The organism is Shewanella hafniensis (genome assembly GCF_019655335.1).
GTDB lineage: Bacteria > Pseudomonadota > Gammaproteobacteria > Enterobacterales > Shewanellaceae > Shewanella > Shewanella hafniensis.
Genome location: NZ_BPFD01000064.1, coordinates 16,258 through 28,317 on the forward strand (window position 1 = coordinate 16,258; position 12,060 = coordinate 28,317).

Genomic DNA, 12,060 nt, shown 5'->3' on the forward strand with positions numbered 1-12,060 from the left:
ATGAGCAGCCTTATATGCTTACAGAACCAAAGTACGAATATCGGACAGAATTCCTGACAGCGTCACACTAAAGCGTGCAGCCATAGCACCATCGATCACGCGGTGATCGTATGACAGTGACAATGGCAACATCAATTTAGGTTCGAACTCTTTACCATTCCACTTAGGCTTAATTTCAGATTTAGACACACCTAAAATCGCCACATCTGGGTAGTTCACGATAGGCGTAAACGCCGTACCGCCAATGCCACCTAAACTTGAAATAGTAAAACAGCTACCTTGCATGTCAGCAGATTTCAGCTTGCCATCACGGGCACGGATAGAGATATCAGCCAGTTCACGAGATAACTCGATAATGCCTTTTTTATCCACGTCACGCACGACTGGCACAACCAAACCGTTTGGCGTATCAACCGCCACACCGATATGGAAATACTTCTTCTGGATCAGTGATTCGCCATCAGAGCTTAAGCTCGAGTTGAACACTGGGAACTGTTGCAACGTTTTAGCCACAGCTTTCATCATAAAGACCAGCGGAGTGATCTTATAATCGGCTTTTTTCTTCGCCGCGACATCGTTTTGCTGCTTGCGGAACTCTTCCATTTCGGTGATATCAGCTTCATCGAACTGAGTCACGTGAGGAATGGTTACCCAGTTACGGTGCAGGTTTGGACCAGAGATCTTCTGGATACGACTTAATGGAATCTCTTCCACTTCACCAAACTTGCTGAAATCCACTTTCGGTGCAGCAATCACTTGCAAACCGCCGCCATTACCGTCACCAGAGCCTGAACCAACAGAGGTTGCCGCAGTCGCTTTCGGACGAGACAGTTCGTATTTCACATACGCCTGTACGTCTTCTTTCATAATGCGACCTTTACGGCCAGAACCAGCAACTTGGGTCAAATCGACACCAAATTCACGGGCTAAACGACGTACCGCAGGAGACGCATGTACCGCACCGGTAGACACAGGTGTACCTGCGCTTGGGTGGTGTGGCACTGGAGGACGGCTTGCTGGTGTTGGAGCTGCAACGGGCGCCGCGCTCACTGGAGCAGGAGCTGCCGCTTGAGCAACAGGTGCAGGAGCTGCACCTGCAGTGACAGTTTCAATCGTCGCAATCACGCTACCTTGAGAAACCTTGTCACCCACTTTAACAGTCAAAGACAGCAGTTTACCGGCGAATGGCGCAGGCACTTCCATGGTGGCTTTGTCAGTTTCAAGGGTAATCAAACCTTGGTCAGCAGTGATTTCATCACCGACAGACACGAGCACTTCGATCACATCGACATTGCTGGCATCGCCAATATCCGGCACTTGAATTTCTTTTACCGCAACCACACTTGCCGCTGGTGCAGCAGGTGCTGCGGCCACTGGCGCTACCGTAGCGGCAGGAGCCGCCTGAGCCACAGTTGCAGCTGGCGCGCTAACGCTTGGAGCCACAGCAGGTACAGCACCGCCAACTTCAAGCATGATGACTAAAGAGCCTTGCGACACTTTATCGCCAACGGCAACTTTAACGTCTTTAACCACACCCGCGAAAGGTGAGGGCACGTCCATGGTCGCTTTGTCTGTTTCTAGGGTAATTAAACCGCTATCAACCTCAATCTTGTCACCGACAGCAACCAGCACTTCGATAACCGACACATCAGTGTCGCCACCGATATCTGGCACAGTGACTTCAACCACTTTGGTTGCGCCCGTCGCAGTAGCAGCAGCCACAGGGGCTGGAGCCGCTTGAACTGGTGCAGATGCTGGTGCCGCCTGAGCGGGTGCAGCAACTGGAGCCGGAGCGGCAGCTGCCGCGCCCGCCGCTTGCATCATAGCAATCAAAGTACCTTCAGAGACTTTATCGCCCACAGCCACTTTCAATTCGGCTAACACACCGGCGAAAGGCGCTGGAATATCCATAGTCGCCTTGTCGCTTTCGACGGTAAGAATCGACTCTTCTGCGGCTAGGGTATCACCCACAGCCACACAAATTTCGATCACTTGCACTTCATCGCCGCCGATATCAGGAACAAAAACTTCTTTTAATTCAGCCATTTTTATTGCCTCTTACGCGTACTGTGGATTGATCTTGTCAGCGTCGATACCATATTCTTTAATGGCTTTTGCTAACACATCGACAGGCAGCTCTTTGCGATCAACCAGTGATTTCAGTGCCGCAATAACGATGAACTTAGCGTCCACTTCGAAGTGGTGACGCAGATTCTCGCGGCTGTCTGAGCGACCGAAACCGTCAGTACCTAACACTTTGTAATCGGTAGGAATATAAGCACGTAACTGTTCGCCGTAAATCTTCATATAGTCAGTCGCTACGATTGCAGGTGCATCACTTGAAATCACTTGGCTGATATAGGCTTGTTTTGGCGTTTCGGTTGGGTGCAGCATGTTCCAACGTTCAGCGGCTTGACCATCGCGAGTCAATTCGTTGAAGCTAGTTACGCTAAATACGTCGGCTGTGATACCGAAGTCTTTCGCCAGTGCTTGCGCCGCTTTACGGGTTTGTTCAAGGATAGTGCCACAGCTCATTAACTGAACTTTGCCTTTACCTGAGCCCGCAACCGTTTCTAACTTATAGATACCTTTGACTATGCCCACTTCCGCGCCTTCTGGCATGGCTGGTTGCTCATAGTTTTCGTTCATTGTGGTCAAGTAGTAGAAGATATCTTCTTGATTCTCGCCGTACATACGACGGATACCATCTTGTACCACAACGGCGATTTCGTAGCCGTAAGTTGGATCATAAGTAATACAGTTAGGGATAGTGTTCGCCAATACGTGGCTGTGACCATCTTGATGCTGCAGACCTTCGCCGTTAAGCGTTGTACGACCTGAAGTACCACCGACTAAGAAACCACGCGCACGCATGTCACCCGCAGCCCAAGCCATGTCGCCAATACGTTGGAAACCGAACATTGAGTAGTAGATGTAGAACGGAATCATAGGTGTATCGTTGACTGAGTAGCTAGTCGCTGCCGATACCCATGAAGACATAGCACCGAGTTCGTTAATCCCTTCTTGCAATACTTGACCGGTTTTATCTTCACGATAATAAGCCACTTGGTCAGAATCTTGCGGTACGTATTTTTGGCCTTCGTGAGCATAAATACCCACTTGACGGAACAAACCTTCCATACCGAAAGTACGGGCTTCGTCAGGAATAATTGGCACAATGTTTTTGCCAATTTTCTTGTCTTTCAGCAATGCTGTCAGCACGCGAACGAACGCCATAGTCGATGAAATTTCACGGCCGTTTGAGCCCTGTAAAATCGAATCGAAAATTTTGAGTGACGGCACTTCCAACTCTTCAGTGAACTTTTGACGACGTTGTGGCACGCTACCATGCAGCGCTTCACGACGGCTCATCATGTACTTCACTTCTTCAGAATCTGGACCTGGGTGATAGAAAGGCAGATCTTCTAACTGGTCATCAGGAATTGGGATATTGAAACGATCGCGGAAGTAACGGATAGACTCGATACCCATTTTCTTCACGTTGTGCGCGATGTTTTTGCCTTCGCCCGCATCACCTAAGCCGTAACCTTTAACGGTTTTAGCTAAGATAACCGTTGGACGGCCTTTGGTTTTTTGTGCATGTTCCAGTGCAGCGTACACTTTAACGGGATCATGACCGCCACGGTTTAAGCGCCAAATGTCATCGTCTGACATGTTCGCCACCATTTCGGCCGTTTCAGGATACTTACCAAAGAAGTGTTCGCGCGTATAAGCGCCACCTTTGGCTTTACAGTTTTGGTATTCACCGTCAACGGTTTCTTCCATTAACTGCAGCAGTTTACCGCTAGTGTCACGGGCCAATAATGGATCCCAGTAACGACCCCAAATCACTTTAACCACTTCCCAGCCAGCGCCGCGGAATTCGCCTTCAAGTTCTTGGATGATCTTACCGTTACCACGTACAGGGCCATCGAGACGCTGTAGGTTACAGTTAACGATAAAGACTAAGTTATCTAATTCTTCACGGGCCGCTAAACCGATAGCACCTAAGGCTTCTGGCTCATCACACTCACCGTCACCTAAGAAACAGTAAACAGTTTGTGCTGAACAATCTTTCAGACCACGGTCAGTCAGATATTTTAAGAAACGCGCCTGATAGATGGCTTGTATTGGACCTAAGCCCATAGAAACCGTTGGGAATTGCCAGTAATCTGGCATCAGTTTTGGATGTGGGTATGAAGACAGACCCTTGCCATCCACTTCTTGACGGAAGTTAGCCAGTTGGTCTTCGCTTAAACGACCTTCTAGGAATGAACGCGCATAAATACCTGGGGCGATATGGCCTTGGAAATACACGAGATCGCCACCGTCTTTTTCATTCGGTGCACGGAAGAAGTGGTTAAAACATACGTCATAAATAGTCGCGCTTGAGGCGAAGCTTGAAATATGGCCGCCTAATTCTAAATCTTTCTTAGAACCACGAAGCACCATAGCTAAAGCGTTCCAACGGATGATGGCGCGAATGCGACGTTCCATCTCTTGGTTGCCAGGCATGTGCGGCTCTTGACCCGCAGGGATAGTGTTCAGGTAAGCCGTTGTGGCGTTATAAGGCAAGTGAGTGCCATTACGACGCGCTTTATCGATCAGCTTTTCTAGTAAAAAATGCGCGCGCTCTGGGCCTTCCTGTTCCAACACGGCTTGCAGGGCATCAACCCATTCCTGAGTCTCTAACGGATCTACGTCTTGTAGCATATCTTCAGACATGACACTGTCCTTCTCTATATACATGATAATGAATGGTGTTTGCGGCATATTCCGCTTTAGCAAATGCTAAATGCGTGAACTTAAGCGCCACTCTTTAAACGGCGCAAACTTCGCTGCAACCGGCTATCTTCTTCCCGCACAGATAACATCACCTCTTCGATGTAACTTAAGTGTTCATTCGAGGCTTCTCTGGCGGCTTCGGGATCACGACGAACGATGGCAGCGAGCAAGGCCCGTCTGTGATCGTTAGCCATAGTAGAAGCTTCTTCGCGGCGGCTTAAAAGCTCCAAGTTTTGCGCCACATTTTTATGCAGCACAGGGGTTAAACTGAGAACAAGATGTAACATAGCCACGTTATGTGACGCTTCGGCAACGGCACGATAAAAGCGCACAATGGCGGCGGCTTGTTGTTCAATGTCGGTGGCGGCTTCCACCTCGAGGATCATACGTTTGATATTTTGCATATCGGCGTCCGTACCACGCAGCGCCGCAAAATAAGCCATCATACCTTCGGTAGCATGACGGAACTCCAGCAAGTCATATTGACTCTCTGGATCGGAATTCATCAGTTCAACAATAGGATCGGCAAGGCTCTGCCAGAGTTGCTCTTTGACATAAGTACCACCGCCTTGGCGGCGCATTAACAGTCCTTTTGCCTCAAGCTTTTGGATAGCTTCACGCAAAGAAGGTCGAGACACTTCAAACTGGATCGCCAGTTCGCGTTCAGGCGGTAACTTCTGACCGGGCTGTAAACTGCCCTCTAAGATCATCTGCTCTAATTGCGCCATGATCACGTCAGAAATTTTTGGCTGATTAATTTTACTATAGGCCATCAGGCGCTCAGCTCCGTTGTAAATTGGTCTTACCAATTTTTTTGAGTGAGCGCACTTTATCAAATCAGCGTTTTGATGTCCAGATTGAAGATCATTCCTAAAAAGCGATCTCGATCGAAAGCACTCACGAAGAGAGAGCATAGCGGAAAAAAATGTCTATGGGGTCAGACCATTTGACAAAAGCACGGGCTTCGCCCTACTAGGCGCTGCAAAAGCGCAGCGGATAGATTCTAGATTCTAGAAAGAGCACGGCGACGCCCTAGCAGCGAAGCGTTCTCGCTGCGAAGCATCCTTCTTTTAACTCACCAACCCAAAAATGGTCAGCAGTGACAGTACCGCGACGATAAGTGTAAAGTTGCGTTTACTCAGTACTAATAATGCCAAGGTTGACTGTACACATATAGGTGCACTTGCAACCTCAGGTAAAGGTTGCGCTGCCAAAGCCGTCTCAGCAACCACAGTGCGAGCACTGGCATTTAGGGTCAAACCATGATGGCGCCACGCAGCTAACCCTTCGCTAAATTGGCCACTTAACGCATATCCAAAGGCAAAGATGCGACTAGGCAACCAATCCAATACACTAATCACTTCATTGACTAAGGGCAGCTCAAGGGATTTACGGGCATTTTCTTCGGCATAGAAACGCACAGTGCAATACAACACAGCACCGACTGGCCCCAGAAAAATGAAGAACAAAGCCACGGCGCCATAATAACGATAGTTAATCCAAGCGACACTTTGACCCACTTTGGCACCAAGGTCTTTCTCGGAAACCGCATCCAAACACTCGCTACAATCAAGCTCAGCGGCATAATGGTAACAAGCTTGGACGTCAGAACGACAAGCCGCTTGCATATATTTCTTGAAAATATCACGCTGTTTCTGATGGTTAAAACAAACCACCGCCACGACAATCCATAGCGCTAAACTTAATAAGCCCCAAAACATCCCCGCCACTAACCAAGACAACACATACACCAACAGGGCTGGCAACACTAACGCCAGCGCCATCATAACGCTCGTCAGTGAGGCTTTATCACCAAAAAACGTTGTTTGGTAGGATTGCAATAAACGATCAAATTGCCATGATGAAGGAAGAAATTTAAGTCGCTCCACTAAAATGGCGACCAAGAGTGAAAATAATGCCATGGGCTGTACCTCTATAATTTGTCCATAAATAGTCTAGGTTGGTGTGAAATACGTCTAACATCCAAACACCTAAGAGCGCAACGCCTGAGTATATTCCTTTAGCTTCCCTAAATATCGTTCCCAATCAAAACTTTGCCCTGGGTCTGTTTTGCGCATTGGCGCAATATCACAATGCCCCACAATTCGTTCGGTACTCAGCGATGGATACTCAGCCAACAGTGCATGCGTCAACGCTACCAGTGACTGATATTGCTCAGGCGTGTAAGGCTCAGTATCCGTGCCTTCAAGCTCAATACCAATGGAAAAATCATTACAATTTTCCCTCTCGCCATGACGAGAAAGCCCTGCGTGCCAAGCCCTGTCGTTACAACTCACGTACTGCACACTCTCGCCATTACGGCGGATCAAAAAGTGCGCCGAGACTTGCAAGCCCTGCAGCGGTGCAAAACTGGCATCGACATTGGTATCTAAGCACCCTTGAAATAATTGATCAATATAGGGTAATCCAAAGCAGCCTGCGGGCAGACTAATATTGTGGATCACTAACAAACTCACTTCATTCAAGGGACGTTGATTAAAATGTGGCGACTCACAACGCCTCGCACTATCACACCAACCTGAATCAAACCGCATGATGAGCTTATCCTCTATGCCACATAAACTGGGTTACTCTAACAGTATTCAGCCAAGCAAAGAAGAAACCCGGCACACGGAACTGACTTCATCATCTTTTTAACATTGAGCTTTTAACATTGAGATCATAAAGCAAGCCATTCACTCCCAACATAAATAAGCCATAGGCTAAGTCCTGCAGCACAACCTCCACGCTGTTCCGTGAGACCTAAGGCCGTGGTAATCTTAACCTAAGATGCAAGTAGGTCGTCAGTAATTAAAGAACGCAAGGACCCCGCTCATGTTAGAAAACGATATTCGCCAATCAGTAAAATCCGCCCTCAGTGAAGACTTAGGCGGCATCGAAATCAACGAACACACTAAAGCCATAGCCTATGGCGATATCACTGCCATGTTGATCCCCGCCGATAAGTACGCTGAAGCCACTTTAATCACCCGTGAAGAAGGCGTTTTTTGCGGCAAAGCATGGGCAGAGCAGGTTTTTAATCAACTCGGTGGGGAAGTCGCACTGCATTGGCATGTCGATGATGGCGATTTGGTATTACCCAACCAGTTACTGTGTGAACTCTCGGGACCAGCGCGCGCTATTCTCACTGGCGAACGCACGGCAATGAATTTCATCCAAACCCTGTCTGGCGTTGCGACCTTAACTAAGCATTATGTCGATAAACTAGTGGGCACGCACACTCGCCTATTAGATACTCGCAAAACCATTCCAGGTCTGCGCACGGCCCAGAAATATGCCGTCACCTGCGGCGGCGGCAAAAACCACCGCATTGGCTTATATGATGCATTTTTGATTAAGGAAAACCACATTATGGCCTGTGGTGGTATTCGCCAAGCCGTAGATACCGCCCGCAGCTTGTACCCGAATAAACCCGTTGAAGTAGAAGTGGAATCACTCGAAGAACTCGCCTTAGCACTCGACTCTGGCACAGATATAATCATGTTAGATAACTTTGATATCACTATGATGGTCGAAGCCGTGGAGATGAATAATCAATATAAAGCTAAAGGCGCCGGCGCTAAGCTCGAAGTCTCTGGTAATGTCACCTTAAACACTCTAGCCGAATTCGCCAAAACTGGTGTCGACTATATCTCAGTTGGTGCACTCACTAAGCATGTTCGCGCCCTAGACTTATCGCTTAGATTGAAAGCTTAAAGCACTCGCTCATTAGAGGGTGAAACGTTCGCTGAAAGCACAGAACGTTTCACTTTCAACCTATTATAAAGCGATACATTTCTTCTGAGTGCCACTAGGCTAGCCTCTAAGTTATGCCTGTTACTATACACGCGCACCATCACCATCAACCCCAGATTCATCACGCTAACATGCCAGCAATTTGACTCGGCCAGTTTAAGTGCCAGTCAAACTGATAATGTCAAAAGTTTGTTATAACCTAACATGCCAATAAGTCAGTTTTTTATACAAAACGACACTTTATTAGTACTTTATACTTTATTTCTGTTTCCTTTATCTTAACTTTGTACTAACTTTTACACAGGCGAGATGGCCGTTTGGTCAACCTCACCTAAGGTCAGCACTGGAATGTTTGTCAAAGCACTCTAATTTGCGTTTGAGGAGCACATTTTGAGGGACATTAGCCTAAGGTGCGGTTACCGAAAGGATTTATTCAAAAAATCATTAGCTTCGTAAAATGAACGTGACTTTGAATAAATCAGCATGAGTCATTACACATGGGTCATTCAAGATCATCGGTGTACTGTTAATGTTACATAGATCATATAAATGATTTTATTGACATAAATGAGTAAAAGAGTTTAACGGAACAAAATAATTTATAGGGTAGAACAGTGATTAGGTTAAACACTCTATTCAACCCTTACTGCAACCATAGCAAGTCACTAAATAGTTAGCTGGAGAGAAAAATGAAGGCCATGCATTTAAACAAAAGATTAAACAAAGCATTAAATAAAAAAGCTCAGGGCTTTACCCTGATCGAACTAATGATCGTAGTCGCCATTATCGGTATTTTGGCAGCAATTGCATTACCAGCGTATAAAGAATATACAGTTAAAGCAGCAGAAAAGGCATGTCTAGCTGAAACGAAAGCATTTGTGACCGCCGCGACAGTATGGCTCCACAATGGTTCTGTTGCAGCAGACAAACCTGCAGCACCAACTGGTGGCGCATGTGCTAGTTTTTCAGGTGATACAGCACCTGCATTTGGTACTCCTGTTATAGGCACACCAAAATCACCAGGCGTGGCAACTCAATCAGTACCCATTAATTAAGAGTAATAAATAATAGTCGCCCCGTCAGTTATGGGGCGATGACTTTATTAGCCAAAGTTAGAGAAATCAAGAAAAATGCCATCTACAGGCCTGCATTTGGGGTTATCGACCCTGTTTATCCGAAAAGGTCTACTAAATGAAGAGCAGATGGCAAATGCCATCACAAAATCCCGTCAAAATAAACACGCCCTTGTTACTACTTTAGTACAGAGTAAACTGGTTTCTGCTCGCGCTATTGCCGAACTTTGCTACGAAGAATACGGTACACCACTACTCGATCTCAATGAGTTTGATCTTGCTTCCATTCCTGAGGATTTTCTCAATAAAAAACTCATTGAAAAGCACCGCTGCTTACCCTTATTCAAACGTGGGAATCGCCTCTATATAGGCACATCTGATCCGACCAATATTGCCGCCCTCGAAGATTTTCAGTTTAGTGCAGGCCTGCACGCCGAAGCGATTCTAGTGGAGGAAGATAAGCTCGCTAAAGCGCTAGAGAAAATTCTCGAAGAAGATATCAGCGGTATCGATTTAGGCGGTATGGACGAAGCAGCGCTGGCAGCGATAGAAATTACTGATACCGACAGACGTAATGAGGAGTCCGCAGGCGAAGCTAGCGACGATGCGCCTATTGTTATCTATATCAATAAAATATTGACAGATGCCATCCGTAAGGGCGCGTCGGATTTACACTTTGAACCCTATGAGAAACGCTACCGTATTCGTTTCCGTATAGATGGTATTCTCCACGAAGTCTCTGAGCCACCTATTAGCCTCGCAGGTCGTTTATCGGCGCGGCTAAAAGTAATGTCGAAGCTTGATATCGCCGAACGCCGCGTGCCACAGGATGGTCGAATTAAGATGAAACTGTCCCGCACTAAGTCTATCGACTTTCGGGTTAGCACCTTGCCGACCCTGTGGGGTGAAAAGATTGTAATGCGGATTTTAGACTCATCCTCCGCACAATTAGGCATTGAAAAGCTCGGCTACGAGCCAGATCAAGAAAAGCTCTACCTTGAGATGCTAGCAAAACCCCAAGGGATGATTTTAGTAACGGGCCCAACGGGTTCAGGTAAGACAGTCTCCCTTTACACAGGGTTAAATATTCTCAATACCGAAGAGCGTAATATTTCTACCGCCGAAGATCCGGTGGAGATTAACCTCGAAGGCGTGAACCAAGTTCACATTAATTTAAAGGCAGGCCTCACCTTCGCCTCAGCACTGCGTTCGTTCTTACGCCAAGACCCAGATGTAGTGATGGTAGGTGAAATCCGCGATCTGGAAACCGCCGAGATAGCCATTAAAGCGGCGCAAACGGGTCACTTAGTCTTATCGACCTTACACACTAACTCGGCTGCCGAAACCTTAACCCGTTTAATCAACATGGGGGTTCCTGGCTACAACATCGCTAGTTCAGTGAATCTGATTATTGCCCAACGCTTAGCGCGTCGCCTCTGCCCCGAATGTAAGCAAGCAGAAGTAATCCCAGAGCATGAATTACTGCGCCTAGGTTTTGACCAAACACAAATTACTCAAGGCTTTATCACCTTTAAACCTGTTGGCTGCGAACATTGCTCTGCAGGCTACAAAGGCCGGGTTGGTATTTACGAAGTGATGAAGATGTCCGATGAAATAGCGCGTACTATCATGGAAGGCGGTAACTCCTTACAAATCGCCTCCCAAGCTAAGGCGCAAGGGATGCGTGATTTACGTCAGTCAGGATTATTGAAAGTAATTCATGGCGTAACTAGTATTGCAGAAGTCAATCGCGTAACCAGTTTTTAAGAGTAGAGCACTACAAAGAGCGCCCTGCTTTTACAACCTAACAGAGATTATTTATGGCTACGGCAACAACAGTAAGAAAGTCTCGCGGCAAAAAAAACGAGCAAAAAAGCCAGCCCAAAATCTATACCTTCGAATGGAAAGGCGTAAATCGCGACGGTAAAAAAACGGCAGGAGAGCTTAGAGGTGCAACCGCAGCCGAAATTCGTAGCCAGCTTAAATCCCAAGGAGTGAACCCTAAGAGCGTTCGTAAGCAGTCCTCTGCGCTATTTAAGTTAGGCGATCCGAAAATCACCCCTATGGATATTGCCATGATGACCCGCCAAGTTGCGACTATGCTCGCGGCGGGTGTACCTTTAGTGACAACTATTGAGCTACTCGGCCGTGGTCACGAAAAAGCTAAAATGCGAGAGCTATTAGGAAATATCCTTGGCGAAATTCAATCGGGTATTCCCTTATCCGATGCTATGCGCTGAAGAATCCCCTGATGATTTACAAATAAATCATCAAATTAGGGTGGAAGCGCATCTTGTTGCATGATCAAATGGTTTCGCCAAAAACTACACTTGGACAACAAGATGCGCGAAGCCAATATCCTACAACATTCTTTACACCAATACTGCCCAGAACTTCACCTAAAACGATTAAACAGCTTGATGCTGGCCTCTAAGGCACTGATTGA

8 protein-coding genes and 1 pseudogene are annotated in these 12,060 nt (G+C 47.0%); 4 read left to right on the plus strand and 5 right to left on the minus strand.

Annotated features, from left to right (window positions below; translation table 11 throughout):
• Positions 1–18: 18 nt before the first annotated feature.
• The 5 genes from aceF to ampD form a co-directional block, all read right to left on the minus strand.
• The gene (gene aceF, locus K5Q99_RS16455; RefSeq protein WP_220777462.1) at positions 19–2,046 is read right to left on the minus strand and encodes a dihydrolipoyllysine-residue acetyltransferase; all 2,028 of its coding nucleotides are present in this window, start codon (positions 2,044–2,046) and stop codon (positions 19–21) included.
• A 12-nt stretch (positions 2,047–2,058) separates the two neighbouring features.
• Positions 2,059–4,725: a pyruvate dehydrogenase (acetyl-transferring), homodimeric type gene (gene aceE, locus K5Q99_RS16460; protein ID WP_220591284.1), complete on the minus strand. Its 2,667-nt coding sequence runs from the start codon at positions 4,723–4,725 to the stop codon at positions 2,059–2,061.
• Positions 4,726–4,805: 80 nt separating this feature from the next.
• A complete protein-coding gene (pdhR, locus tag K5Q99_RS16465; RefSeq protein ID WP_220591285.1) occupies positions 4,806–5,558 on the minus strand; it encodes a pyruvate dehydrogenase complex transcriptional repressor PdhR in 753 nt (250 codons plus the stop codon).
• Positions 5,559–5,855: 297 nt separating this feature from the next.
• Positions 5,856–6,707: a beta-lactamase regulator AmpE gene (gene ampE / locus K5Q99_RS16470; protein ID WP_115333756.1), complete on the minus strand. Its 852-nt coding sequence runs from the start codon at positions 6,705–6,707 to the stop codon at positions 5,856–5,858.
• Between the two features lie 69 nt (positions 6,708–6,776).
• On the minus strand, positions 6,777–7,340 hold the full coding sequence (gene ampD / locus K5Q99_RS16475; protein ID WP_220777463.1) for a 1,6-anhydro-N-acetylmuramyl-L-alanine amidase AmpD: 564 nt from the start codon (positions 7,338–7,340) through the stop codon (positions 6,777–6,779).
• Between the two features lie 280 nt (positions 7,341–7,620).
• Between ampD and nadC the strand changes: the two genes are divergently transcribed.
• From nadC to K5Q99_RS16495, 4 genes and pseudogenes are all read left to right on the plus strand, one after another.
• Positions 7,621–8,502: a carboxylating nicotinate-nucleotide diphosphorylase gene (nadC, locus tag K5Q99_RS16480; RefSeq protein ID WP_220777464.1), complete on the plus strand. Its 882-nt coding sequence runs from the start codon at positions 7,621–7,623 to the stop codon at positions 8,500–8,502.
• Positions 8,503–9,230: 728 nt separating this feature from the next.
• The gene (locus K5Q99_RS22745) at positions 9,231–9,596 is read left to right on the plus strand and encodes a prepilin-type N-terminal cleavage/methylation domain-containing protein (RefSeq protein ID WP_281422446.1); all 366 of its coding nucleotides are present in this window, start codon (positions 9,231–9,233) and stop codon (positions 9,594–9,596) included.
• Between the two features lie 75 nt (positions 9,597–9,671).
• The gene (pilB, locus tag K5Q99_RS16490) at positions 9,672–11,381 is read left to right on the plus strand and encodes a type IV-A pilus assembly ATPase PilB (protein WP_220777465.1); all 1,710 of its coding nucleotides are present in this window, start codon (positions 9,672–9,674) and stop codon (positions 11,379–11,381) included.
• 53 nt (positions 11,382–11,434) lie between these two features.
• Positions 11,435–11,851: pseudogene (locus tag K5Q99_RS16495) on the plus strand (type II secretion system F family protein); the annotation flags it as partial.
• Positions 11,852–12,060 lie beyond the last annotated feature (209 nt).